Source organism: uncultured Nostoc sp., from assembly GCF_964247315.1.
In the GTDB taxonomy this organism is placed as follows: domain Bacteria; phylum Cyanobacteriota; class Cyanobacteriia; order Cyanobacteriales; family Nostocaceae; genus Nostoc.
Map to the genome: position 1 here is coordinate 1 of NZ_CAXTTT010000107.1, position 26,477 is coordinate 26,477.

Below are 26,477 nucleotides of genomic sequence, written 5' to 3' on the forward strand. Positions count from 1 at the left end.
ATTTTACCAGTTTTAACCTCCGCTTTTTTCTGAGTTTGTGAGAAATTCGGGTTCAAAGCTCGCCTTCGCGCATCGCTATCAGCAAAGGGTACGGTAATAAAGTTGCGAAGAACGATCCACTTGCTCAACGTTGTGTTAGCGTCAATCGGTACGTGAACAATAAAGAGGATTATCTTAAAATTACCAATGGGACAATCAAATTCAAGCCGACTAATGTTGGGCATATAAAAAGAGAGTGTTACCTTCAGGGGACGCGAGCCTTGTTGGTTGAGAATTGTTTTCCAGAAGCCTCTAGTTTTGTGAGACTGGCTGGCCGAGACAGTAGCACTCGCACTCCACTTTTCCACACAGACATCGAATTCTTCAATTCTTGGTTGATCTGCGATGCCACTTCCAATGGAATTAAGATGAATAAAGGGGACATGAGAGATGTCGATCGCGTTTTCTAATACGCGAGTGTAGTGAGTGTTCCATTGCAATTCCCCGTAAACAGCTCGCCAACCAGGGGCATCAAATTCAGGAAGTGATGGAATTGAAGGACATTCTTTCTCAGGGATATCTCCCCAGAATAGCCAGACAAAGCCATATTTTTCTTTAACTGGATAGGTATTTAAGCGTGCTTTCTTAGGAATAGGTACACCAGGCTGATTGGCAGGAATCTCAATACAAGCACCATCTGCTTGATATTTCCAACCATGATAGGGACAGCAAATACAATCGTCCTCTACCCAGCCATTAGATAGGGATGCGCCGCGGTGAGGACACACATCAAACAGAGCGATCGCTTGTCCTTGAGAGTTGCGGTACAGAACAAATTGTTGGTTCAACATCTTTACAAGCTTGGGTTTGCTTGTAATAGCCGAGCTTTGTTCACAAGCATACCAAAAGTTTTTTAACATACTTTTCCTTCTACTTTTAAATCAATAAATGCAATCTCATGTAGAGAATTAAAAGCAGTTGATTTAGTGTTTTGGTAAAAGGCATTTTTGACTAAGCCCCTTTGGTGCGGGTATGGGGTGTTAGACGTAGGTATAGCGAACATCTTGCCCGACACCCTACCCCGTACACCCCTTTGATTAACTGGCTTTCTTCAACTCAGTCAAAAACGCCTTAATTATTATGTAAAAAGTAGATTTTCAGGGGCTTAAACAAAAACAAAGCCACTGTTAAAATCTGAAATCGTAACTCCTTGAACAACTGCAATCAGGTCGTTGTCAAAAGATATTGCTGTTCCTGGTGGGAGATCAACAGGGGAGGCACCCAAGGTAAGAAGAGGAGTCTGAAACTCAGTTAGGCTAACCTTACTTGATAGTGTTAGTTCTATGAGATCCTGGTTGATATTAAAGTCAGTGATGAGTGCAAAGTCAGTATTTCTACCACCACGATAAAAAATTTCAGTTCCTGCCCCTAAAACAAAGGTATCGCTGCCTGCACCACCAGTTAAGGTATCAAGTTCGCCACTACCAAAGCCAAATCCTGGGGCATACGGTTCAACACCAATCAAGCGATCGCTTCCATTATCACCTGATAACGAATCGTTGCCAGCTCCACCAATTAATAAATCTGTATCATCTCCACCACTGAGAGTGTCATCTCCGATGCCAGTCCCACCAAAAAGTGTATCCTTGCCAGTGTCGCCTTCGACAACATCATCCCCAAGATCGCCGTTGAGTGAGTCGTTATCGCTGCCACCAGAGATGTCATCATTCCCAGAACCCCCAAAAACGCGATCGTTCCCGGCATCACTATAAATTAAGTCTGCGCCATCCCCACCATTGATGTTGTCAGCTCCAGCATTACCATTAATAAAGTCATTCCCAGCGTCACCAAAGATTCGATCTCCTCCATTACCGCCGATAATGCGATCATTGTCGTCACCCCCGTTGATTACGTCAACGCCATCACCGCCGTTAATAATGTCATTCCCAGCATCACCAAACACTTGGTCGTCGCCGCTGCCAGCCTCAATATTGTCGCTCCCATATCCAGCAATAATCAGGTCAGATCCATTGTCACCAAAGATTTGGTCGTCGCCAGATAAACCTACGATAATATCGTTACCAGCCAAGCCAAAAATTTGATCGTTCCCAGACGTGCCTCCAAGAAAATCGTCTTCAGGTGTACCAACAATTCTACCCGATTCAGGACGCGGCCCGATCTCTAGAATAGCAGTCTCCAATTGTCGAACTGTCTGACTTGAAATGCTGTCAGATGTAACCAGATTGTCTCGCACATCTGTCAGTAAAGTGGCAGAGATGTCTTTTGTCACAAAATTAGCATTTAAAGCCGATACTACATCTTTTTTAACTGGTATTGAGGGTAGAGCCATATATTTTTTCCTTTTAACTCAAAGAAATGATGTGAAAGACTAATGGTAGATATAGATAATTTAGGAGGTGCCCAATACTAACTTTCAAAACTGAATATACGAGCATCAGGTTATCTAGATTGTTGAAAATAGAGTCAATAAACTAAGCCATAAGCTGACTTTGTTGTAGTAAAACCATTTATCTCAGTGTTGTTATTAATAAGACTGAGCTGATGACACGATGCGAATATTAATCAAAACAGATGATATTTGGTTGCGTCGTCTTCCTTGGCAGCTATGGAATTTCTTTGAAGACTACTCAAAAGCAGAAGTTGCCTTAAGCGGACTAGAGTATGAATATCTGCCAAAAACAAAAACACTCATCGCTAAATCTCAGGTAAAAATTCTCGCTATTTTGGGTAACAGCCAGGGAATTTTTATTGATAAAGATAGAGAGCTACTAGAGAAATTACCAAATGCAGAAATAACTTTTCTCGTAGAGCCACAACGCAATCAGATTAACAACCGACTTTGGGAACAAGACTGGGACATTTTATTTTTTGCAGGTCATAGTTTTAGTCAACAAGATGGGAAGAGTGGTAAAATTTATATTAATGAAACTGATTGTTTAACAATTGATGAGCTAAAGTATGCCTTGAAGAAAGCCGTAAGTAGAGGATTGCAATTAGCTATTTTCAATTCTTGTGATGGCTTAGGATTAGCCCATCAATTAGAAGATTTGCATATCCCCCAAATTATTGTGATGCGCGAACCAGTGCATGACTTGGTAGCGCAGGAATTTTTAAAGAATTTTTTGGACAAATTTGCCAGTGGTGAGTCTCTACACTTAGCAGTACGAGAATCAAGAGAAAAATTACATGGTATTGCAGATAGATATCCCTGTGCAATGTGGTTACCTGTAGTCTGCCAAAATCCAGCAGCAGTACCGCCAACTTGGAAAGACTTTTTCAAAAAACCAGAAACCTTAAATAATAAACCCCAACGAAATAACTACATAACCCAATTTCAGTCTCGATGGTTTAAAGTTCAAAAAATGCTTTTGTCAAGTTTAATAATCACGATTTTAGTAATAGGATTGAGAACATTTGGCTTATTGGAGTTATCAGAACTAAAAGCTTTTGACCAGCTAATGGGGATGCGGCCAGAGGAAAAATCAGATTCGCGTTTCTTGATAGTTACTGTTGATGAAGCCGATATTCAGTATCAAAATGGAATGAAAATGAACATGCGATGGTCTCTATCAGATCAAGCGTTAGCTCAACTGTTGAAAAAACTGGATCGGTTTCAACCAAGAACTATTGGTTTAGATATTTACCGCGATTTCCCTGTAGAGCCAGACTTTGCAGATTTAGGGACTCGTCTCAAACAAGATAACCGCCTTTTTGCTGTATGTAAAGTTCCTGCACCTCTTGATGGTGCCCCAGAAGCCACTCCTCCACCTCCTGAAGTCCCAGAAGAACGTTTAAGTTTTAGCGATTTTGTCGCAGATAATCATGAAATTGCCCGCCGTCAGCTTTTGCACTTGACTCCTCCTGTAACATCTCCCTGTGGTGCAAAATATTCTTTCAGCCTCCAAATCGCACTTAACTACTTAGAGGGAAAAGGTATCAAAGCAGATATTACCCCAAAGGGGCAGTTACAAATCGGGAATGTCTTGTTTAAGCAATTAAAAACTTACACTAGTGGCTACCAAGGAGTGGATGCAAAAGGCTACCAACTATTGCTCAATTATCGCTCTCTCCCGTCTTTACAAAATATTGCTCAACAAGTGTCTCTCAAAGATGTCCTGAACGAGCGGATAAACCCTCAATTACAGGAGTTCTTGAAGGATCGTATTGTTCTGATTGGTGTTACTGCTCCCAGCACTACTGATTATTGGAAAACTCCTTACAGTGCTAAAGCACCACTCAATCAAAAGCAGATACCGGGTGTGTTTGTACAAGCACACGCCATCAGTCAAATTATCAGTGCTGTTCTAGATCGTAGACCTCTACTTTGGTGGTGGCCAAGGTCGGTGGAAGCACTCTGGATATGGGGATGGTCACTAATAGGAGGAACTCTGGCATTGCGGATTCGGCAGCCACTGTACTTGGGAGTAGCTGGAGCTACAGCGCTATTGTCATTATATGTAATTTGCTTAGATATTTTTATACAAGCAGGGTGGGTGCCACTTGTTCCTGCGGCTTTAGCGCTAGTGGCTACCCAAATAGTAATTGTGTATGGGATAGAACAGCATTTTGATTTTCAACTTAGCAAAAGAAATCTGGATTACGAATTATGAACGGCAAAAAATTATTACTTTTCCAAAGGCTAAAACTTGCTTATATTGTCTCCTTAGTACTTCTTAGCTTTCCAACTTATTCTCCAACGGTATGGGCGCAGCTTACTGATTCAGCTAACAAGCCTTTTTTTGATACACCCATTAGCTCTACGCGACCTAACTTTCCAGATAACGGTATACCTACTGGTCGCCGCAAAGGAGGGACAAGCAGAGATGCTTGTTCTGTCCTCAGTATGCCTGTCACTGCTATAGTACCTGGTGAAGAAACTTTTAGTTCAGTCCAAAAAGGAACGTTACTCCAAACCCAAACTATCTCCTCAAAATCTTTCCTAGCATTAACAGTTAGTGAATATCCAACCTTTTGGTTTTACATTCCCAATCTGCCCCCAAATTTACACTCTGCTGAATTTGTGTTGCTCAATGAAATAGAAGATGATATTTACCGTATTCGGCTAACCCTACCTGAAAAGCCTGGATTTATCAGCATTAGCCTTCCGCAACAACAAAAATTTTCTTTAGATGTAAATAAAAATTATCACTGGTATTTGAAAGTTTATTGTAGTGACTTACGAAAAACATCTGGGTACTTTTATATTGATGGTTTAGTGCAACGGGTCGCGTTGACTCATGAACTTGAGAGCCAGTTAAAAGCAGTAAAATCAAGAGAATATATAGCTTATATTGCTAATAATATTTGGTACGATGCCATAACAAATTTAGCTAGCCTTCGGAGTACCAATTTACAAAATGATATCCTACAAAAGGATTGGGCTAACTTATTAAAATCTGTGGGCTTGCAAGACATTGCCGAAGAACCCATTGTTCATTACTATAAAGCTGAAGAGTGATTGTAATAATTCAGTAGATTTAGATGAAAATCTCCCCGATCGCATGAAAGCAATTTGGTGGCTTATAACCAATTACCCACTAACACATAAGGTGCCCAGAAATAGGGACGTTTTTCATTATTGAGAACAGCTATTTGAGCGTGCTGGACTGCTTGGGCTTTAGTTACCCCAGTTTTTAGCTCTCGGTAGAAATAACTCATGAATTTGCTGCTAAACTCATCGTCTACTGACCATAAGGTTGCCAGAATACTGCGTGCCCCTGCCCGTACCGCCACCCCTGCTAATCCTAAAGCCGCTCGTTTATCTCCGGTTGCTGTTTGACAAGCGCTGAGGACGAGTAATTCAATGGCATTAGACTGACTAGAGCCGCTTTGCCGAAATAAATTAACAAAATCTTTGACCTTCAGCAATCGATCCCAAGCCAGAATAAAAGTTTCTTCAGGGTTGGAACTAAACTTACCGTGGGTCGCTAGGTGTACAACAGAAAAAGGAACCTTTTTTATTTGATTTTGAAGGTTAGTTTCGGTAAATGTTTGATTAAAAAGTTGTTTAGTTTTAGACACCTGTGATTGAATAACTTTCAATTCAAGTGCTACATTTTTGAGAGGGGGAAACTCTATATCTCCTATTTGGCGTTTCTCGCTGACTCCGCCAGTTAAGACGTTTAACTGTACCTGTTGGAAAGGTTTCGGATCGGTCAGTTGCAGACCAGGAGTGAGAGCGATCGCATATTTCTCTACCAGATATTTCTGCTGTTTCTTGTCGTAGAGAACTGCCATCGGAATATTCCGTAAAGAGCCATCTAGTACAAATACTAAGGTTTTTATGCCACTTTTGACTAACCCTGCTTCGGCTGGTCGGATCAACCAGTCATATAACTGTTGGGACTGCTTTTTCACTTGAGAAGTTCGGGTGATATCCCGCAGATATTCTCCCAAGTCTGCTATAGCGGTTCTCGCTTGGGTGCAGTACACAGTTTTGACCTCTCTCCTAAAAGGAGAGAGGCTTTGAATCTTACTCCCCAACGTTAGAAGGAAAGGGCCTGTTCTTGTTAGGTCTGTATTCCATGCAATTGGGAATCGCTATATTGTGTTTTCAACTGTATTTTGGTCTATGACTGTCGTATAGTGGCGGAGTTCTTTTCGATCGGGCAACTTAATAATAATTTCTAATCGCCCAGCCAAAATAATTGCATAGATAGTTGCTGCTGATTTATCCTGGTCAACCAATCGATCTATCTCTACCTTGGGATCCAAGCAGGCTGATCCAAAAAAATTGTCTAGTTCTGCCAACTGTAGAGACTCGATTGTTTTACGGGCTTGCTTGAGGTTTTCTTGAGTAAATTGTTGGTTGCCAGTTTGTTGCAAGCTCAACTCGATAAACTCGCGATAGACGGGTTCTACACTTTCCTTGAAAGAAAACTGCACGTCTGGATGCATAGCAACCAAATCGCTACTCAAAGACTTAAGAATGTTTACAGCTTGGCTGTAATTAGCGATCGCTTTTGTAATATTTCCCTGAGCTTTGTAAAGTCTTCCTAACTGCCATTGCCAACGATAGGCAATATCTGATGCCTCAATAGTTTCGGCTAGATTTAGGGCTTGTTGGGTGAGGTCTTGAGCCTCGCTGTATTGCTGGGTTTGCTCATACAGTCCACCCAGATATCCTAAAGCATAAGCTAAAGCACGAGTATCTTTTATATTTCTAGCTTGTTGAACAGCAGTGGCTAACAATTGACCTATTTGTGTCTGCGAAGGAGCGTTGAAGGTGTCGGACTGTCTTAGCCGCATTAAATTTTGAGCAAAATTAATTTGAGCATAAATTGCTGCTCGACTCGCTGGTAGGTTAATAATTTCAGGCTGAATTTGAGTCCACAATACTTGAGCATCTGACCACGATTTAGTTTCTACCAATAAGTCCAGCTGATTGAGTTGTGCTTGAATTCCAGTTATTAATGAGGTGGATGCAGCTTGTGCCTGTTGATAAAACTTCAATGCACTTGCAAAGTCCTGCTGAGCTTGGGCTGTTGTGCCTAAACTCACCCATGATGCAGCAATTTCCTGGGGAGATTTTAGCTTTTGAGCGAGGGTTAAACTCTCTTGCAGGATACGGCGGGATTTGTCCAAATCACCAACCACTCGCAAAGCATTGCCAAGGCTACGCACAGCCGTGGCTTTGAGTAGAGAATCTGGTTGATTTTCGAGAGTTTTTTCAAGTTCAGTTAGTGTTTCGTTGGCTCTATGGTAAAAACCTAAGTGTTGCAACGCTTGAGCTTGGTTAATCAGGGTACCAATAACTCCAGTATTATTACCTGCTTGTTTATAAGTGGCACTAGCTTGCTCCCAAGTAGTCAGTGCTTGGTCTGTTTGCCCTAGTGCTAATTGCAGATTTCCTTGAGTGTTTAAGGCTTGTGCGAGAATGAGTTTGGATTCTTTGGTTTGCAGTTGGTTATTTTGAAGGATTTCTAAGCTCTGTGCGATCGCTACACTAGCTTGTTGCCATTGTCCAAGTTGTTGGTAAGCCAACGACATCAAGCTCAGCACTTCGGCTTCGTTAGGCTTATCCCCAAGAGATTGATAAACTTGGGCTGTTTGTTGCCAAACCTTAGCTGCATCAGCAAACTTTTCTTGTTGATATAAGCTTTTACCTTGTTGCGCTAGTTGTGAAGGGTTTGGCAGACTTTGCACAATGGGAGCGTTTTCTGGAAGTTTTGCAAAAACTGGAGTTTGCATAGTCCCGATTACCAACAAGTTGAAAAATTGTCCCCATAAAATTAACAGCAAACTTGCTCCCAGGTATGAGGTTTTCAAAAACCAACGAATACTACGAAAAAAACTGCGATGTTTTCTAAGTATATAAATATGAAAGCAACGTTTACGAGGTTTACGGGACATGACACTTGGCTAATATCAAGGCTGGGCTATGGGGTGTAGTAGTTAATGTAGAAGCTGTTAGGACTACCTCACCCTTATCATTAGTTACCCATCCAGTAGCTTCCACAATTTGAGTAGGTAGACTAACTTTTAGCGGATTTGGAGAAGGGATAGTACTAGGGCGGTTATCTTCACCTGAAATAGGCGTATCTAAATCTATCCAAACTGCATCAGTGTTCAGGGGAGCGTTGGGGTTGGGTGGCAAACCACCTCGTCCAATGACTACAAACTTGCTTTGAGCATAATTGGGACTGTTGCAGGCTTGAGCGATTTGGGGAGCTGGTGATATTGTTGGTAAATTTATTAAACCACTGTTGAGGTCGATATCAGGTGTGTTGATTTCCACAGTTCCATTAAGCTCAGGGTTTCCGCCAGAAGCAGTGATGTCACTCAAATCTGTCCTATCTTGCCGGGATTGAATACCATAGATGCCGGAAGCACCTATGTCAACTCTTCCACCTTTTCCTTGAGATGCATCAGCAGTGATATCACTATTCTCTCTTGGTACAGCTACAATCAAGCCCGTCTGTGCATTAATTGTGATGTTACCGCCGTTTCCAGCTCCCCCTTTGATGCCCGCGTTGGTAGAAATTTCGCTGTTGCGACGCAGTAACAATAAGTTTTGCAAGTTCAACTTTATATTGCCACCATCACCAGAGTTAGCTTGACCAATGAGCTTGCCGTAGTTATCCAAGTTGATAGAACGAGCGGTTATTTCCAAATCACCTGCTTGTTTTTTGCCTAGACTGCTCACAGTTATGTCAGCGCCATTTAAGACCTTTAATTCTTCAGCCTTAACTATGATGCTTCCCCCCTTTCCAGTAGACTCTCTAGAAGTGGAAGCTGAAATTCTTGCTCCATCCTGAACAATCAGCTGCCCAGTTTTAATCGTCAATTCTCCGGCATTTCCAATGCCTTCTGTTACAGTAAACAAGCCACTAGGATTATTACCTTGTGGTGATGAGGTTCCAATGAGTTTGATAGAGTCTGTTGCGGTTACGGATAACTTTCCTCCATCTCCTTGACTAAAAGTGGAAGCTGAAACCTGCGCCCCATCCTGAACAATCAACTGCCCAGTTTCAATCTTCAATTCTCCTGCATTTCCAGATCCTTGTGTATCACTTACCAGACGGCTTCCTTCCAGAAGTTTTACTGACTCCGATGCGTTCACCACTAATGTTGCTCCCAATTTTGAGCCTAGCGTATTAACCGTAATTTTTGAATTATCGGCGAGTGTAACGCGTTTGCCTTGTATTTGGATAGCACCACCGCCTTTACCAGTAACAGTTACTCCAGTTTTCTTGGTAAGAGATACATTTGCTCGCGCTACATTATCAGGAAAAATTAAGTGGAAATTGTTGTTATCAATGTTCAATCGTACCGTTCCTGTTCCTGCTAATCCTCCTAATTCGATTCGACCATTTTGAGCTTGCAGTACCGCTCCTTCTAAATTCACATCGCCTCCCAGTAGTACTAAACTCCGACTCTCAGGAACAGATAGTGGAATAATTGGCGTTTTATTAACTTGAATCGAGCTAATAGGGTCAGATGCAATTTGATTAAATAGAAATGCGGAAGGATTCACACTAAGCAAGGGGTTAAGCGGATTGACGGGTGAAGTCATGGAGAATTCTCCACCACCTGAAAACTGGATCGCACTGGCTGTTGTTCCGATAAATGAACCGCCAAGATTTAATCTGGCATTTTTTCCAAATATGATGCCCTTGGGATTTATTAAAAAGAGATTAGCTTGAGCTTTAAGTGTTCCCTGGATATCGGAAGGGTTTGCTCCTGTAACTCGCACCAAAATATTGCTGATGCTAGGGGCGCTCAGAAAATCTACTGTCTCTGGACTTTTAACACTAAAGTTGCTGAAACTATGGAAGAGATTTGTATCCCCAACGGCTGTACCTCCTGTAATTTGGTAAATTCCGCCGTTGATTGGCTCCACTTCAGTTCCCAAAGAGGGATCGGCAGTGACCTGAGCGTATGTGCGATCGCCTCTTTCTATGCCAATCGTACCTACTAAAATCACCAAGCCCGATAACCCTAAATGGTAATTGCAACTCAAGCAACTTCTTAAACTCACTAAACTTGTCTCCTAACCCTGAAAAGTTTCTTGATTGGAAGATAGAACACGACTTTAGTAATAGTTGTGCGAACTTTTTCCCTACCTCAGTGTTTGTAAGAAACTTTGCTAGCGAGGTTAGGTTTTGAATTACTAACTCTGTCAAAGAAGCACTACAGTAACTTGACTCCAGTTCAGACCTGGGCCTAACCAAGCTATTGGCGACTGGTTGAAAGATAAATAACCAGTGCTTGTGTCATATGACAAAAAATCGGAATCATTAGCAGTTCCGTAAGCTGAGATGTAGTAGTTTTCTATATTGTAATTTTTGCCAATACTAGGGGTAAGTTTTAAATCTTGGCTGGCTTTACTGGATAGAGCAGGAGCAGGGGTAAGTTTTAAATCTTGGCTGGCTTTACTGGATAAAGCAGGAGCAGGGGTAAGTTTTAAATCTTGGCTGGCTTTGCTGGATAGAGCAGGAGCAGGGGTAAGTTTTAAATAATTGCTGGATACAGCACGAGCAGCTGATTTCAATTCAGAGGCAGTTATGTTAGAGATAGATATCATAGCAGAATTTGAGGTATGCTCAAGGGTAGTAATTTGAAGAACATCCTCGCTAACCGTGAAGTCTGTAATTGTATCAGTACCTCCACCTGAGTAATTCAGGACAAAGGTATCTCCACTACTACTACCAGTAAGAGTGTCATTACCACGTTCTCCCACTAAATAGTCTTCACCCGAACCGCCTATTAGAATATCGTTGCCAGAGGTGCCGATAACTTCCACGTTCTTTATTCCTTGATAAATTGAGTGATTTCACTATTTATCTTGATTAGCATCTAAGGTAAGCTAAATTCAGTTTAAGGTATAAAATAAGGCACTCTTCTGACTACAAATTTCTTAACCTTAACCTCTAGCATTAACAATGCTAGCATCAAGTTACCTGAAGTATACCACATCTCTCAAACTCAGTAGACCGAAAACTTTTGCGTTAGCGTTCGCGGAGCGTCTCCGGCTTTGCTCCTGAGTTCTGACTTCTTCAGCTATTGGATTTCTAACACTAATTGCATTAATGAATCGAATGCAAGGTGTTATTCCAGATACTATAAAAAAATCTGAATATTTCTTATTTTCCTCTGCCTAGTAGTCTGCCAAGGCAACTTTGCTGGGTAGCCCCTGTTTTTGATAAGCTACTGAAAAATCAGGTAGTAGCATGGTAAAAAAGTACATTGTAGACTTAAATGAAGATGAAATTTCTCATCTGCAAACGCTAATTAAAAAAGGTAAACAAGGCAAGAACCATCACCCGTGCAAACATTCTTCTGATGACTTCTGAGGGAGAAACAGATCAAGCGATGCCTAAAAATTTGGCAATAAGCAAGCGTTAATGACATTATCTTTGAGGTTATTGAGAATATACTTGGCTTATTGACATGATGCGGCCGCCCTGTTCCTGGAACTGTTGCGGGTAAATTTTATGCAAATACTCGTGCAAATGTATCATGTGACGGAATGCCATTTGGTAGTTCTAAAAATGTTTTTAACCACTCATACTTCGCACAGCCATACATCTCTATTGCCACCCAACTATCCGCCCCACATATTACTGCACACACGGCAATGCTGATAATGTCAATTAACTTGTGACGCTTAGTGCGATCTATGCGTGCATCTTCCATCTGTGCAAAGTGGTCAGCAATCGTGATTTTCGGCTTGAGTTTCACGCTTGTGTACATGATATAAGGGGGAAAAGTTTTTAATCCCTTGCCCTTTCTCCAGCCTCACAAGCGCATTCTTGGGTTGCCAGATCGCTAAATGCGGGGTTTGAGACTAACTGCCTAACCAAATGCTTTAGCGTCCTTTCGATCAAAGATTTCCACAGAATCGCCACGTCGAACCATGCGTTTTCCCCGATGGGGAAAATCTGCAAATTCCACATCCAGATTTTCTCCCCTTAAGTAAACTAAGTTTTCGTCTCCTGTATTCCTGAGATGGTGGGCTACTGAAGGAGTTGGGAATGCCATAAAGTCTCTGGGAAAACCTCAAATTCTTCTCCGTCGATTTTTGCGATCGCTTGTCCCGATAAAATATAAATCCATTCTTCCTCACAATGGTGGGAATGGTAAACAAAAGATTCTTTCCCCGTAGTAACAAAAGCGTCCGAGGAAAGCGAGCGCATTCCCAATGGATGTTAAGAAACATTTCTGTTTCTGCTTGGGTGCAGTTTTGGTCTAGCCAGTAGTACCAATTTTTTAATTGACTATGTTGAATTAAAATTTTGATGCCGATATTTTAATTCAACTTTTGAGCCGCGTTGCAATTAGGCAGCGATCGCTCATGAACAGCTTCTATCACTCTCCAGAAGGGTAATCTCTAGAAACTTCAATAAGTGGATAGAGTTTGTCAAAGCCAGTTACCAACTAAAACATAAGGTGCCCAGTAACCAGGACGACTGTAATTGGGATAATCTTTTAACAACTTGACTTGGGCACGACGCAAGGCTTCAGCCTTTGTCACCTCATTTTTAACTAACTCACGATAAAATTCACCAATTAAGATCGCAGTAGATTTATCACTGATATACCATAGTGAAGCCAAGGTACTACGGGCGCCAGCTTTCACAGATGCTCCTGCTAGCCCTAGCGTGGCGCGATTGTCACCAGTAGCAGTTTGGCAAGCACTTAACACTAGCATTTCCAAAGCTTCTGAGCGACTTTGATCCCGACGGCGCAGCAGGCTATCAAATTGCGTGACGTTGATCGGCCCATCATCTGCAAGTATAAAAGTATTCTCAACACTGGAGCTAAATTGACCGTGGGTTGCCAGATGTAACACATTAAATGGTACAGTATTTACCTTATTCTCTAGGTTTTTGCTATTGAAGTCTCGATCTAATAACTGGGTGGTAGAAGCGATCGCTTGGGAAATAGAGTCAAATTCTGATTTAATTTCTGGTAGCGGTGGAAATTGCTGTTGAAAGCCTTGTGGTGGTTGCACTAACCCGGCAGCTAGTACATTGAATTTTGTTTGTGTCAAGGGTTTGAATGCGAGTAACTGAAGTCCTAAGCTGAGTGCTACAGCGTATTTTTCTACTAGATATTGCTGACCGTCATACAATATAGCCATTGGCACATTTCGCAATATTCCATCCAGTACAAATACAAGGGTTTTGACTCCACTATCTTTTAAATCTGACTCAATTTCTTTGATTAACCACCCATAGACTTCCTGTGATAGCGCCTGCACTTCCTCAGTCCGATCTGGTTCTAATAGATACTCTCTAAGTTGTTTTATAGTACCTTCTACCTCATTCTGTGACTTTTTTATTGTATAATTACGCAGTGGTTGTTTAGGAATTTTGACAATTACTTGGAGCTGATCGGGCAGAATAATTGGATAAACGATCGCGGCTGTAGGATTATCTTTATCTACTATTGTGTCAAGCAAAACAGTTTTGGCATTAATGCAAGCTTCCCTGAAAAAGTCATCTAATTCCGCTAGTTGCAGTGCTTCAATCCTCTGTCTAGCTTTGTCTAGGATTGGTTCGCTCGGATGAGTTTGCTGAAACTGCAACAATAATTCTACGGACTCTCGATATACCGGTTCTACACTTTCTTTAAAGGAAAACTGGACATCTCGATTCACAACTACTAAGTCACTACGGAGAGTCTGCAACTCAGCGATCGCAGTATCATAGGTGGCAATAGCGCCCTCAATCTTTTCCTGCTGTTTTAACAAGCGTCCTAACTGCCAATGCCAACGATAAGCGATATCTGGGGCATTGATTGTTTGGGCTATGTTTAGTGCCTGTTGGGTGAGGTTCTGGGCAATTGACCATTGTTTAGTTTGTTCGTATACACTGCCCAGAGTGCCAATGGCAAAGCTTTCGGCTCGTTTATCTGCCAAATCTTCAGCTTGTTGCATGGCTCTTGCGCAGATTTGAGCGATCGCTTGGGGTGTAGTCCCAAATTTCATCAAGCTTTGAGCTAGATTAATCTGCGCATAAATAGTTGTCACAGAAGCAGGTAGTTGTGCCAGTTGAGTTTGGATTTGCAGCAATAGTGTCTGCACGGCGGCTGTTTGTCTTGTGTTGACTAGTAAGTTCAACTGATTAACTTGAGCCTGAACTTTGCTAATCGGGTTAGGAGCGATCGCAGCAGCTTGCTGATAAAACTGTATTGCACCCTTAAAATCTTGCTGTACTTGTGCCGTGTTGCCTAAACTGAATAAAGCCGCGCTCACATCCTGGGGAGAATCCAATTCTTGGGCAATTGACAAACTTTGCTGTAATACCTGACGGGATTGATTCAAATCTCCTGCTAATTGCAGAGCGTTCCCAAAAGACCGTAATTCTACTGCTTTACTGACTGAATTAGGTTTTGATTGTAACTCAGGCTGCAATTGAGTCAAGATTGTCAAACCCCGACGGTAAAATCCCAAAACTTGCCATGCTTGTGCTTGATTGATGCGATCGCGGGTAATGCCATTGCGATCGCCTAATTGCTTATAGCTGGCTTCCGCACGTTGCCAGGTATTAAGTGCCTGTTCAGCTTGTCCCAAGTCTAGCTGAATACTACCTTGAATATCCAGGATTGGAGCCAAAACCTGAAGATTTTCGGCAGGAGAGGATTTTTCGACCAACTTCAAGCTATCTGTAATTGCCTGTTGCGCTTGTGTCAAATTACCCAGTTTTTGATATGCCAACGCCAAATTACTTAATGCCACAGCTTGCCGCAATTCATTGCCTTGGCTGCCATAACTTTTAACTGCTTGTTGCAAAACTTTAACCGCTTCTGCAAACTGTCCTGCCTCATATAGCACTTTCCCCTGTTGCAACAAGTCTTGTGTTTGCGCAGTCGGATTTTGGATTGACACTCCAAGAGAAGCGATATGTTGTGTTTTTATAGTTGCAGCAACCGGAAAAGCAATAACGCACAAAAAAGCTGTCACCAGAACCAAGAGAATGAAAACAGGTAACTCATAGGTTTTAAAAAGACGAATCAACCATCTGTTAGATCCGTTACATATTCGTTGCCACTGATTGTTTTTACAACTCTTGGGTTTCACGGGAATTCCTCCCCAGACTCTTGGGGTAACGAATTATTGATTACAGGAAATGGCAGACGGAATAGAAGAACTTTGCCCAGATTGAGCCACAAGCATAATATCACCGTTACCATCAACAATCCATCCTTGAGCCTCCACAATCCGATCGCTAGATTTGGTCATAGATGCAGTAGATGATTTATCCGTGATGGCTGTTGCTTGTGCGGGCAAATCTACCCAACCAGTAATCACTGCTCGTCCCTGCAACGGTTCATTAGGACTTTGGGGTAATCCACCGCGTCCAATAGCGATAAAGCGACTGGCATTTTGTCCTCTTCTGGGAGTGCAACCTTGGGCAATTTGTTGGGATGCATCCACGAGGTTGGAGGGTAGTTGAGTTAAGCCGCGACTGGGGTCAGTATCTGGACTGTTGATAGTTACTTCCCCACTCACTCCCAATTGGGAGCTCGCTGTAATGTCACTATTTTCGGTTAGGCTTTTTTGCGGGAGAATACCGAAAATACCGTTTGTTGTAATGTCAACTTTACCACCAATCCCTGTAAAGGCGTTAGCGCTGATATCGCTATTTTCTTTGGGAACGGCAACAATGAAAGGGCTATTAATAGTGATGTTCCCGCCATCGCCACCGAATTTACTACTGCCGGCAGTGGTAGAAATTTGACTATGATTGCGTAGTAATAACAAGTCTTGCAACTTCAGGGTAATATTACCACCATTCCCCGATCTGGTTATGGCAGCGATCGCTCCTTGATTATCCAGGCTCAGAGAACGAGCTTGGATGTCAAGGTTGCCTGCCGTCCCTGCACCTGTACTACTGACAGTGACTTCACCTCTATCCCGGACACTCATCTGCTCAGTTTCAACCTTTAAACTTCCCCCATTACCAGTACCTTCTGGCGTAACCGCAGCGCTGATTTGGCTGTTAAAGTTACCATTTGGTGATTTGCCAACGACTTCCACAGATTTCGACGCATGAATTCGTAATCTACCTGCATTGCCCTCGCCAGCAGTTCCAACCGATACTATTGCACCACCTCTTACACTCAAGCGATCAGTTTCAATTGTTAAATCGCCACCGTTGCCTCTGGGTGGAATAACTGTTTCGTCTGCGTCTAGTTCAATACCTGCATTGATCCCTGTAGCAAAGAGGTTATCAACAGGTGTATCAAATACCTCTATTTCAGAAGCACGAATTGTGAGATTACCAGCGTCGCCTTGACCAAAAGTAGCGACTTGCACTTTGCCTCCATGACTGACACTCAAGCGTTTTGTCTCAATGGTCAAGTTGCCACCACGACCCTCACCTTGAGTGTTTACTTGAGCAAATAAGCCAGCAGGATTTTCAATATTAGATGTAAACAATTTGATTTTTCCACTGATTTCCACTGAGTCGGCAGCATGAATAGTCAAATTTCCTGCAAACCCTTTACGATAAACACTGCTTCCCACTTGACTATCAATGATATTCATAGTGACAGTTTCAATGTTTATATTGCCAGCATTCCCTTGTCCAAAAGTACTGGCAGATAGTTGTCCATCTCGGACAATCAATTGATTAGTATTAATTGCCAAATCTCCTGCTGTTCCTGTACTTGATGTTTGAGTCAACAAGCTGCTGGGAAAGGGAAATAAACTATTACTATTAGTAGCAGGCCCTATCAGTTTAACTGATTGAGAGGCATTTACTGTCAAACTTCCTCCAGCCCCACTACCGTTAGTTCGAGCTGAAATCGCTGCTCCATCTTGGATTAACAACTGATTGGTATTAATCGTAATCTTTCCTGCCGACCCTGTGCCATAGGCGTTAGAACTTATTTTGCTAGGATACCATCTATTAGGAAACTGTGGAAGAATAGCAGTACCGACTAGCTGCACTGATTCGGCATTTACTGTTATACTCCCTCCAACCCCTTTATCTTCGTTATCAGTTATGATTCCGGCTCCATTTTGGATGAGTAACTGTTTAGTGTTAATCGTGATATCTCCGGCGTCTCCGACTCCATTAGATGCAGCAAATATACCAGTGTAGCCTAAATTGGGATTATCTGGAATGCCGATTATTTGCACTGATTCTGGGGCATTCACGGTCAAATTCCCTGCCACACCTTCACCGGAAGTAGAAACTGAGACTTGCCCTCCATCTTCGACGAGCAACCTAGATGTATTAATTGTTAGCTTTCCTCCTTCTCCTGTAGCGCCAGGACTACTTTGAGTAAACAAGTCGCTGCCAAACTGACCACTAACTGTTAGACCTGCCACTTGTACAGATTCTGAGGCATTTACTGTTAAATCTCCCGCCGCTCCTGCATTGTATGTACCAGATGAAATCTTTCCTCCTGCTAAGATTTGTAACTGCCTGGTGTTAATTGTCAGGTTTCCTGCGTCTCCTGTCCCAAAAGTTTCAGCAAATAAACCACTACGAATTCCAGTAGGTGATTCTCCAACGACTTGCACTGATTCGGAAGCATTTACATTCAATCCTTTTCCAGGTAATGCTCCTAAAGTGCTGGCTTCAATCTTGGAACCTCCATTGACTGTAATTCCTTTACCCCACACCTGAATAGCGCCGCCACCTTCGCCACTGGTACTAACCAAGGCTTGATTACTGAGTGAGATATCTGCTTTAGCTACACCATCAGGAACAATCAAACTCAAATTATTACCATCCACATTCAGTCCGACTGTCCCCTCACCTGCAATTCCTGCCAATTCCACTCGTCCACCAAAAGCATTTAATCCTCCCCCATTCATAGTCACATTACCACCTACTAGCAGTAAGCTCTTACCATCTGGTACTCGTAAACCTAATGCGTCTAAGCCTGCTGGATCTGTTCGGGCAGGTGCAACTGAGTTATTTTGAATCGCTGCGTTTTGATTAATCTGATTAAACAGTAATGCTGAAGGGCTAATAGTCAACAACAGTGAAGGGATATTTTGATCAGTAGCACTAAAAAATCCGATATTTCCAAATTGCAGTGCATTCGCTGTACTTGCTACAAAAGAACCACCAATATTTAATTGAGCATTTGCACCAAATACAATTCCATTAGGATTAATTAGAAATAGATTGGCATTGCCGTTAACGCGAATTAATCCATCAATTTTAGAAACTAATCCACCCGTTACCCGGCTAATTATGTTTTGAATGTTTGTAGCATTATTGAAGGAAGCTGTGAAATCAGTAGGGACAGAAAACTCCTTAAAGCTGTGGAACAAGTTGCTTCCGGCTTGTGTTCCTCCAGTGATATTAAGGGTGTTATTATTCTGTGTAACGTTAGAGTTAGTTGGTAAACTGCCATCTGAGCTAATTTGAGCGATCGCACAATTTCCAGACAAAGCGCTGACACTCATTGCAATACCTAGCACTGCATACCAATGAGCAAAATCCCAATTACCAGACATTGCAAGTCTCCACAAGTATTATCAGTACCAAAGTGTAGTTAAACACATAGAACCCATTTGACATCTAAGAAGAGGATGCAAGTCTTTTAACCATCAGCCGAATAAAACAAAGATTAACCGATGATTGTTGCATTAGCTAAAGTTCTCTCAAAGTTCTTGACGAGAATTTTGCATCTCTCCATCCAAGAATTTGACCGCTCAATGAGCCACCTCGCTGCAACCGGAACAAACCCAGATTTCCTTTGCGCTTTCTTTTGTTGTTTTGATGGTTTGGCCGAAAGTTCAAACCTGATTTTCCTCATGATCTATTGTGCGCCGGAAATTTTAGTTCGACGGTCAATCTGTACTCAGCTCTTCGACTGTTGACTGTATTTGTGGTGATTTAAAACTTAAAATTAGGCAAGATATACCAAAATAAAAAGTTAAAAATCACTAATCAACCTCGCCTTACGGAGAAAGAATTGCAGCACAGTTTCTTCACGGGAAATAATATCAACCCTACCGTCCATGCCCAATTGAATATGACACTGGTTTTTCCCTTTACCTAAAACCAGAGTTTCCGGTTCAATAGTCACTTCATAAAAACCACCAGTCGCAGTAGCTTTTGGGCTAGTAGTGCCATTCATCGATGTATTTGTGCCATTCTTTTGAGGAGCGATCGCATCTGGAGAAATTGTCTGCACTTGACCATTCAGAGTACCATAATCTGGGTAAGAACAAGCGCTGACCCGCATTTGGACTTTTTGACCAATTTTTAACTTACTTTGCTCATCAGATGCCACCGCAGCCTTCAAAACTTGAGGTGCATCAGTGGGGACAATTTGCAATACTTCCTCGCCAGCACGTACAGTTTGACCTGGGTTTCGCAGATTGAGTTGGGAAATGATACCATCGGCGGTAGCTGCGATCGCAGTTTGAGCTAAATCTATTTTGGCTTGTTTGAGTTCGGTGGTATCATGCTCTAACTGCTTTTCAATTTCAATCCGTTGGTTAACTAATGCTTGGCGTTCCTTTTCTATTGTTGCTTTGTTGCTTTCCCCTCCGGCTTTTTCTTGAGCGATTCGCTCAGTAGCAACAGTTACTTGTGTATTACTTGGATTTACGGCAACTTGAGCGCGTTGTTTTCTGGCAATGGCAGCAGATACTGCTTGTTGTAACCGTTCAATTGTCTGTTTTTGCGCCTCCACTGCTGCTGCTTGCGCTTTTACCGCTTGCTCTTGTTGTTTGGCAGCTAATTGTGCTTCTTCAAATTGATCCTGGGATAGCGCCCCTTGGTTGGCTACACTCTCATATCGCTTCTGTTTTGACTGGGCTACACCCAAAGCAGCTTCAGTAGCATGGAGATTTGCTTGTGTTGTTTTTAACTGTGCTTCCCCAGCCAGCAATTCTTTCTCGGCTATTTTGACGTTGGCATCAGCTTCTTGAAGTTCGGAAACAGTGGTAAGATTTTTATCTTGATATTCCCGACGGCGGCCGCTCAATTCGGCTTGGGCGCCAGTAATAATCCGGTTGATGCGGTCAGTTTCAGCTCGAATCTGGCTATTAAGGGAACTAATCTGGGCATTGATTTGCACTAGTTGTAACTTAGATTGTTGAATACTAGTTTGCAATTGGCTCTTTTTGGTTTGCAGACGGGAGTCATCGATAGTTGCGATCGCATCTCCTTTTTTGATAAGTTGATTTTCTTTGACATAAATGTGCATCACCTGACCTTCAGTCGCCGCTTGCACAATTCGCAATTCACCTGCCGGACGCACAACCGCCTGTGCTTGGACTGTAACCTTATACTTACTAATAGCAGCAAGTGGCACAGCTAATCCGAGAACGCAGAGAATAAACATTCCGCCCCATGTTGTCCAACGAGTAATTGGTGGGAGAAATTCGTTTGTTTGAATTGGGGGGAGAAAATTTGTGTTGCTAACCATGATGTCATACCAATTACGAATTATCTTAATTAATGGTGGCAGTCTTACCATTATGATGAGCCGGGGAAGATATTAGCGCCAACCCATTATGAGGGGAGAAAATATCATCTAAGAAATCTAAATGTTCGCCAGGTAAAGAGCGCAATTCTTCTGGTGTACCTTGAATTTTTAAGCGTCCTTGTTCTAAAAAAACAACTAAATCTGCCCTCTGTATCACCTTGGGACGGTGACTAATTAAAATAGTCGTTTGATTGTGACGATAGGATAAAAGTCTATCTAGTACTTGTCTTTCGCTTACTGGGTCGAGTGCCCCCGTAGATTCATCTAAAATTAAAATTGGTGGCTGAGTAACTATGGCTCTGGCTATGGCTAATCTTTGGCGTTGTCCACCGGAAAGATTTGCCCCAAACTCTCCTAAAACAGTTTGATATTTATCAGGTAGTTTGCTAATAAATTCATCTGCACCTGCAATTTGACAAGCTCTGACAATTTCTTCAAAACTAAGATGGGGATAGCTAAACTGAAAGTTATCAATAATCGAACGACTCCAAAAGTGGGGTTCTTGAGGAACTAATACCACTTGTTGACGGAGACATTCTAAGGATAGGTCTTGCTGATTATAAAAACCATAACGAATATTGCCAGACTCGACTTTATATAAGCCAGTCAGCAATTTTGCCAGGGTACTTTTACCACAGCCAGATTTGCCAATTAAAGCAATGACTTTACCGCCAGGAATAGTTAAGGAAAAATCTTGTAGGAGGTCAACTCTACCTGCGTGATGAAAGTTAAGTTCAGTGCAAGTAATATCTGCATGACCAGGAATTTGTGCCCAAGGCTTTTTAAAATCATTTTTGGATTCTGGAGTAGCGTCAATCACTTCTGTCATGCGTTGAAGGACTATCTGGGCTGTGATAAACTCATCTATTAAGCCGATGGCAGCACCTAAGAAGCCAAGAAAGTTGCCACTCATGCCGTTATATGCCATTAATTGACCGATTGTTAAGGTGTGATTAATGACTAAATAGCTACCCATCCAAAGGATGCCAATACTAATGAAGGTGGAAAGAATGCCAGTAACCGTACTGCTATACAGTCCCAATTTCATCATACTCCAGCCCAAGTTGGCAAGGCGACCATAATTCCCTTGATATTCTGACCAAGCTTGGGGAGTGGCTTGGGTAGTTTTTAATACTTGGATGCCGCGAAATGTTTCTACCAAAAAGCCTTGGTTTTCTGTACCTGAAACAATTAAATTTCGGGTTTTCTGACGCATCGCGGGTAAGAAAAGCAGGTTAACACCCGTGACAACCATAAATGCAACTATGGAAGCTAGAGTTAGTTCCCAACTGTAAAAGAGCATCAAACCCAAGGAAATTACCGCAATAAAGAATTGACTGGGTAATCCCAGGACAATTTGGGAAACTAAGTTATTGATGGCTTTGACATCGGCAATGCGGCTGACAACTTCCCCACTGCGTCGTCCTTCAAAGTAGGAAAGGGGTAAATGTAAGAGTTTGCGTCCGTATTCTAGAATTAATCCTAATTGCAATCTTTGACCAAAGTGACCGATGAGGTGAGATTGGACTAAACTAATGGCGCTTCTAATTAAGTTCATGGCGATAACGCCAATGGCAACGGTGGTTAGTAATTGGGTATCACCTCGTACTAAGACATCATCGGTGAGGAGTTGCATCATGAAGGGAGATGCCAAAGAAAGCAGTCCAATGGCGATGTTAATAGCGATCGCTTGGGCGAGAATAGAACGATAGGGCCAAACCCGTTGCAGATATCTTCCCAGACCACCGATTTTATCTGATTCTTGTTGATAAAAACGACTGTCGTCTGGAGTCAGCAGTAACATGACGCCATTACCCCAACCCGCCATTAACTCTTGACGAGTAAGATGACGAATACCAACACCAGGGTCGGCGATGACGTATTTTTTGGCTTTTTGTCCGTATAATACTACCCAGTGGTAGCCTTTCCAGTGGATAACGGCTGGTAAGGGAGCTTGATCTAATTGGTCGATTAGTTGGGGACTGGCTTTAACTTGGCGGGCGTTGAATCCTAGTACTTCTGCACCCCGCTTCAATCCCAGCAAGGATGTTCCCCTAGAACCAGTACCTACGGCTTCTCGGACGCGGTTGAGGGTAAATGTGCGTCCGTAGTGTTTGGCAATGGTTGCAATACTTGCAGCACCGCAGTCTTCTTCACTGTGTTGGAGGACTATTTGGTATTTCATCTTCTGGTGTGATGATTGGCGATAAAATACAATCGAGTCTTGTGACCCGATTGTATTTAGTGTTTAGTTTTTTCATTCAGACCTTTGACTGCTTGGGGTATAGTCAAAAGTAGTTGGTAAGAGCGATCGCTTGGCAGTCCCTCAAGACGCACCGATCGCGATCGCTCAAAGATATCCACCCCACTCTTTACTATTAGGTCTAACTGAGTAGGGACTCTTTAGGATGTCAGACAACCAGTTCAGTTAGACTTCGTAAAATTCATATCTCCTTCCTGGTGCTAGATCCTGAGTCCTATTTTGTACCCCTGGCGCCAGTAGATCGAGATCCCAACTTGCTGTAGCAATTGCATTTAGACCTAGAAAATTTGAAACTTGCCCTGGGGCAATGGAAAGATTACTGCCAGCGTTAGGAGCATCATAGGCTAGGTCATAGAACAAATTGTACTTAGTGCTATTTGTTATTTGAAGAACTGTCGGGTTGGCTGTCAGGGCCGCAACCGTAGCGAAACCTTTTTGGGGAGGTATGCCGGCCTTAGCTGGACCGGCATCTCTAATTAAAACTGTAAACTCTCCTCCCTCAATCATTGCTCCTTGTTCGGGAGTTAATTCGGTGAACAGTTGTTCTTGACTAACAACAGAAGAGTTAGAACTAGAAGTGATGCTGTCGATATTTAACATGGTTTTTCTCCTTGTTTAATTAGGTTATGCAAAGAGAATTAGGTAAGTTTTAACACGTTGCATATTTGCAGGATGATTTTGCTAGTTTTGTGGGATGGGCATCTTGCCCGTCCCTTGTATTTCGGGCGGGCGAGACGCCCACCCTACAAGAATCATCCTTTGATTCAGCAACGCCCTTTTTTGTAGTACTTACTAAATGAACTTCTCTGCATATCACTCTTTACGACAACTTTTAGTTTTTATGCACTGAGAATAGAAACTTTTTTGAAAAATCTGTAAAATCCTTACCCAGTAAGGAATTAGCTTTTGTCCCTATGGCTGTATAATTGAAATCAGCTATGGTTCAAACAGCGGCAAGTATTCCATACAACCCCGACAGGCCATTGTTGAAATCTTTTCTACCTTTGTGCAATTTGATGTAGACCAATTTAGTGGTTGGGCAACAGATGCCAAACTGCGACGCAGTATGAAAGTTTGCCTGGAGTCGTCAACTGAGAAATCAGATACCTTTTGGGCACTTTACTGGTATAGAGTTTGGCAGACTGAATCTAGTGCTGTGGCACAGGCACATATTTCTGCTTATTTACAAGAGGTGTGCTATTGGACTGCCAGAAAAATCACCCTCAACTTTCCCACGCAGTCGTCTGTAGCAGATTGTTTTCAGATGGCGATCGCTCACATTAACAAAATACTCAAAACTTTTAATCCCCAATACAGTTGGCATTTAAAAGCCTACGCACAATTAGCTTTTGAATCGATTATCAAGGATGTACTGCGCTTACGTCGGGAAGCAGACAGTTAACATCGGCAATGCGGCTGACAACTTCCCCACTGCGTCGTCCTTCAAAGTAGGAAAGGGGTAAATGTAAGAGTTTGCGTCCGTATTCTAGAATTAATCCTAATTGCAATCTTTGACCAAAGTGACCGATGAGGTGAGATTGGACTAAACTAATGGCGCTTCTAATTAAGTTCATGGCGATAACGCCAATGGCAACGGTGGTTAGTAATTGGGTATCACCTCGTACTAAGACATCATCGGTGAGGAGTTGCATCATGAAGGGAGATGCCAAAGAAAGCAGTCCAATGGCGATGTTAATAGCGATCGCTTGGGCGAGAATAGAACGATAGGGCCAAACCCGTTGCAGATATCTTCCCAGACCACCGATTTTATCTGATTCTTGTTGATAAAAACGACTGTCGTCTGGAGTCAGCAGTAACATGACGCCATTACCCCAACCCGCCATTAACTCTTGACGAGTAAGATGACGAATACCAACACCAGGGTCGGCGATGACGTATTTTTTGGCTTTTTGTCCGTATAATACTACCCAGTGGTAGCCTTTCCAGTGGATAACGGCTGGTAAGGGAGCTTGATCTAATTGGTCGATTAGTTGGGGACTGGCTTTAACTTGGCGGGCGTTGAATCCTAGTACTTCTGCACCCCGCTTCAATCCCAGCAAGGATGTTCCCCTAGAACCAGTACCTACGGCTTCTCGGACGCGGTTGAGGGTAAATGTGCGTCCGTAGTGTTTGGCAATGGTTGCAATACTTGCAGCACCGCAGTCTTCTTCACTGTGTTGGAGGACTATTTGGTATTTCATCTTCTGGTGTGATGATTGGCGATAAAATACAATCGAGTCTTGTGACCCGATTGTATTTAGTGTTTAGTTTTTTCATTCAGACCTTTGACTGCTTGGGGTATAGTCAAAAGTAGTTGGTAAGAGCGATCGCTTGGCAGTCCCTCAAGACGCACCGATCGCGATCGCTCAAAGATATCCACCCCACTCTTTACTATTAGGTCTAACTGAGTAGGGACTCTTTAGGATGTCAGACAACCAGTTCAGTTAGACTTCGTAAAATTCATATCTCCTTCCTGGTGCTAGATCCTGAGTCCTATTTTGTACCCCTGGCGCCAGTAGATCGAGATCCCAACTTGCTGTAGCAATTGCATTTAGACCTAGAAAATTTGAAACTTGCCCTGGGGCAATGGAAAGATTACTGCCAGCGTTAGGAGCATCATAGGCTAGGTCATAGAACAAATTGTACTTAGTGCTATTTGTTATTTGAAGAACTGTCGGGTTGGCTGTCAGGGCCGCAACCGTAGCGAAACCTTTTTGGGGAGGTATGCCGGCCTTAGCTGGACCGGCATCTCTAATTAAAACTGTAAACTCTCCTCCCTCAATCATTGCTCCTTGTTCGGGAGTTAATTCGGTGAACAGTTGTTCTTGACTAACAACAGAAGAGTTAGAACTAGAAGTGATGCTGTCGATATTTAACATGGTTTTTCTCCTTGTTTAATTAGGTTATGCAAAGAGAATTAGGTAAGTTTTAACACGTTGCATATTTGCAGGATGATTTTGCTAGTTTTGTGGGATGGGCATCTTGCCCGTCCCTTGTATTTCGGGCGGGCGAGACGCCCACCCTACAAGAATCATCCTTTGATTCAGCAACGCCCTTTTTTGTAGTACTTACTAAATGAACTTCTCTGCATATCACTCTTTACGACAACTTTTAGTTTTTATGCACTGAGAATAGAAACTTTTTTGAAAAATCTGTAAAATCCTTACCCAGTAAGGAATTAGCTTTTGTCCCTATGGCTGTATAATTGAAATCAGCTATGGTTCAAACAGCGGCAAGTATTCCATACAACCCCGACAGGCCATTGTTGAAATCTTTTCTACCTTTGTGCAATTTGATGTAG

General features: G+C 42.5%; 19 protein-coding genes and 2 pseudogenes. 3 read left to right on the top strand and 18 right to left on the bottom strand.

Features of this window, described 5'->3' with window-relative positions:
* Together ACFE93_RS26190 and ACFE93_RS26195 are read right to left on the bottom strand one after the other, a co-directional pair.
* A partial coding sequence (locus tag ACFE93_RS26190) for a Rieske 2Fe-2S domain-containing protein (RefSeq protein WP_375477656.1) occupies positions 1-830 on the bottom strand: 830 nt, incomplete at its 3' end.
* Positions 831-1,144: 314 nt separating this feature from the next.
* A complete protein-coding gene (locus tag ACFE93_RS26195; RefSeq protein ID WP_375477658.1) occupies positions 1,145-2,329 on the bottom strand; it encodes a calcium-binding protein in 1,185 nt (394 codons plus the stop codon).
* A 220-nt stretch (positions 2,330-2,549) separates the two neighbouring features.
* Between ACFE93_RS26195 and ACFE93_RS26200 the strand changes: the two genes are divergently transcribed.
* Both ACFE93_RS26200 and ACFE93_RS26205 read left to right on the top strand, forming a co-directional pair.
* Entirely contained in the window at positions 2,550-4,610 is a 2,061-nt protein-coding gene (locus ACFE93_RS26200) for a CHASE2 domain-containing protein (protein ID WP_375477660.1), read from the top strand.
* Positions 4,607-5,458: a DUF928 domain-containing protein gene (locus ACFE93_RS26205; RefSeq protein WP_375477662.1), complete on the top strand. Its 852-nt coding sequence runs from the start codon at positions 4,607-4,609 to the stop codon at positions 5,456-5,458. The genes ACFE93_RS26200 and ACFE93_RS26205 overlap by 4 nt, the downstream gene beginning before the upstream one ends.
* Before the next feature lie 62 nt (positions 5,459-5,520).
* On the opposite strand, the gene ACFE93_RS26210 is transcribed toward ACFE93_RS26205, so the two are convergent.
* The 13 genes and pseudogenes from ACFE93_RS26210 to ACFE93_RS26270 all read right to left on the bottom strand — a co-directional run bounded on the left by ACFE93_RS26210 (position 5,521) and on the right by ACFE93_RS26270 (position 23,776).
* The gene (locus ACFE93_RS26210) at positions 5,521-6,432 is read right to left on the bottom strand and encodes a CHAT domain-containing protein (RefSeq protein WP_375477664.1); all 912 of its coding nucleotides are present in this window, start codon (positions 6,430-6,432) and stop codon (positions 5,521-5,523) included.
* Between the two features lie 108 nt (positions 6,433-6,540).
* Positions 6,541-8,352 carry a CHAT domain-containing protein gene (locus ACFE93_RS26215; RefSeq protein WP_375477666.1) on the bottom strand — a complete coding sequence of 604 codons (1,812 nt, stop codon included), beginning with the start codon at positions 8,350-8,352 and terminating at the stop codon, positions 6,541-6,543.
* Positions 8,342-10,426: a filamentous hemagglutinin N-terminal domain-containing protein gene (locus ACFE93_RS26220; RefSeq protein ID WP_375477686.1), complete on the bottom strand. Its 2,085-nt coding sequence runs from the start codon at positions 10,424-10,426 to the stop codon at positions 8,342-8,344. Before ACFE93_RS26220 ends, ACFE93_RS26215 begins: the two co-directional genes overlap by 11 nt.
* A gap of 195 nt (positions 10,427-10,621) precedes the next feature.
* Entirely contained in the window at positions 10,622-11,245 is a 624-nt protein-coding gene (locus ACFE93_RS26225; RefSeq protein ID WP_375477668.1) for a hypothetical protein, read from the bottom strand.
* 692 nt (positions 11,246-11,937) lie between these two features.
* Positions 11,938-12,183: pseudogene (locus tag ACFE93_RS26230) on the bottom strand (transposase family protein); the annotation flags it as partial.
* Positions 12,184-12,297: 114 nt separating this feature from the next.
* Positions 12,298-12,483 (bottom strand): hypothetical protein, encoded by a 186-nt coding sequence (locus ACFE93_RS26235; RefSeq protein WP_375477670.1) that lies wholly within the window; start codon positions 12,481-12,483, stop codon positions 12,298-12,300.
* The gene (locus ACFE93_RS26240; protein ID WP_375477672.1) at positions 12,459-12,638 is read right to left on the bottom strand and encodes a cupin domain-containing protein; all 180 of its coding nucleotides are present in this window, start codon (positions 12,636-12,638) and stop codon (positions 12,459-12,461) included. The genes ACFE93_RS26235 and ACFE93_RS26240 overlap by 25 nt, the downstream gene beginning before the upstream one ends.
* A 224-nt stretch (positions 12,639-12,862) precedes the next feature.
* Positions 12,863-15,463 (bottom strand): CHAT domain-containing protein, encoded by a 2,601-nt coding sequence (locus tag ACFE93_RS26245; protein WP_375477688.1) that lies wholly within the window; start codon positions 15,461-15,463, stop codon positions 12,863-12,865.
* Positions 15,464-15,559: 96 nt separating this feature from the next.
* On the bottom strand, positions 15,560-18,928 hold the full coding sequence (locus tag ACFE93_RS26250; protein ID WP_375477674.1) for a filamentous hemagglutinin N-terminal domain-containing protein: 3,369 nt from the start codon (positions 18,926-18,928) through the stop codon (positions 15,560-15,562).
* A 422-nt stretch (positions 18,929-19,350) separates the two neighbouring features.
* Positions 19,351-20,853, bottom strand: coding sequence for an HlyD family efflux transporter periplasmic adaptor subunit (locus tag ACFE93_RS26255; RefSeq protein WP_375477676.1), 1,503 nt, complete (start codon positions 20,851-20,853; stop codon positions 19,351-19,353).
* Positions 20,854-20,878: 25 nt separating this feature from the next.
* Positions 20,879-23,098, bottom strand: coding sequence for a peptidase domain-containing ABC transporter (locus ACFE93_RS26260; protein WP_375477678.1), 2,220 nt, complete (start codon positions 23,096-23,098; stop codon positions 20,879-20,881).
* 56 nt (positions 23,099-23,154) lie between these two features.
* On the bottom strand, positions 23,155-23,277 hold the full coding sequence (locus ACFE93_RS26265; RefSeq protein WP_375477680.1) for a hypothetical protein: 123 nt from the start codon (positions 23,275-23,277) through the stop codon (positions 23,155-23,157).
* A 64-nt stretch (positions 23,278-23,341) separates the two neighbouring features.
* On the bottom strand, positions 23,342-23,776 hold the full coding sequence (locus tag ACFE93_RS26270; protein ID WP_375477682.1) for a hypothetical protein: 435 nt from the start codon (positions 23,774-23,776) through the stop codon (positions 23,342-23,344).
* A 406-nt stretch (positions 23,777-24,182) separates the two neighbouring features.
* Here ACFE93_RS26270 and ACFE93_RS26275 point away from each other — a divergent pair, with 406 nt between their 5' ends.
* Positions 24,183-24,578 carry a hypothetical protein gene (locus ACFE93_RS26275; RefSeq protein WP_375477684.1) on the top strand — a complete coding sequence of 132 codons (396 nt, stop codon included), beginning with the start codon at positions 24,183-24,185 and terminating at the stop codon, positions 24,576-24,578.
* Here the strand turns inward: ACFE93_RS26275 and ACFE93_RS26280 are convergent.
* The 3 genes and pseudogenes from ACFE93_RS26280 to ACFE93_RS26290 form a co-directional block, all read right to left on the bottom strand.
* Positions 24,547-25,377 (bottom strand): annotated as a pseudogene (locus tag ACFE93_RS26280) (cysteine peptidase family C39 domain-containing protein); the annotation flags it as partial. The gene ACFE93_RS26275 and the pseudogene ACFE93_RS26280 overlap by 32 nt on opposite strands.
* Positions 25,378-25,433: 56 nt before the next feature.
* Entirely contained in the window at positions 25,434-25,556 is a 123-nt protein-coding gene (locus tag ACFE93_RS26285; RefSeq protein ID WP_375477680.1) for a hypothetical protein, read from the bottom strand.
* Between the two features lie 64 nt (positions 25,557-25,620).
* Positions 25,621-26,055: a hypothetical protein gene (locus tag ACFE93_RS26290; RefSeq protein ID WP_375477682.1), complete on the bottom strand. Its 435-nt coding sequence runs from the start codon at positions 26,053-26,055 to the stop codon at positions 25,621-25,623.
* Positions 26,056-26,477: the final 422 nt, after the last annotated feature.

Bases quoted from the DNA above. Each gene is read 5' to 3' on its own strand.
- ACFE93_RS26290 (WP_375477682.1), bottom strand. From the start codon at position 26,055: ATGTTAAATATCGACAGCATCACTTCTAGTTCTAACTCTTCTGTTGTT.
- ACFE93_RS26240 (WP_375477672.1), bottom strand. From the start codon at position 12,638: ATGCGCTCGCTTTCCTCGGACGCTTTTGTTACTACGGGGAAAGAATCT.
- ACFE93_RS26200 (WP_375477660.1), top strand. From the start codon at position 2,550: ATGCGAATATTAATCAAAACAGATGATATTTGGTTGCGTCGTCTTCCT.
- ACFE93_RS26250 (WP_375477674.1), bottom strand. From the start codon at position 18,928: ATGTCTGGTAATTGGGATTTTGCTCATTGGTATGCAGTGCTAGGTATT.
- ACFE93_RS26195 (WP_375477658.1), bottom strand. From the start codon at position 2,329: ATGGCTCTACCCTCAATACCAGTTAAAAAAGATGTAGTATCGGCTTTA.
- ACFE93_RS26270 (WP_375477682.1), bottom strand. From the start codon at position 23,776: ATGTTAAATATCGACAGCATCACTTCTAGTTCTAACTCTTCTGTTGTT.
- ACFE93_RS26260 (WP_375477678.1), bottom strand. From the start codon at position 23,098: ATGAAATACCAAATAGTCCTCCAACACAGTGAAGAAGACTGCGGTGCT.
- ACFE93_RS26215 (WP_375477666.1), bottom strand. From the start codon at position 8,352: ATGTCCCGTAAACCTCGTAAACGTTGCTTTCATATTTATATACTTAGA.
- ACFE93_RS26205 (WP_375477662.1), top strand. From the start codon at position 4,607: ATGAACGGCAAAAAATTATTACTTTTCCAAAGGCTAAAACTTGCTTAT.
- ACFE93_RS26255 (WP_375477676.1), bottom strand. From the start codon at position 20,853: ATGGTTAGCAACACAAATTTTCTCCCCCCAATTCAAACAAACGAATTT.
- ACFE93_RS26235 (WP_375477670.1), bottom strand. From the start codon at position 12,483: ATGGCATTCCCAACTCCTTCAGTAGCCCACCATCTCAGGAATACAGGA.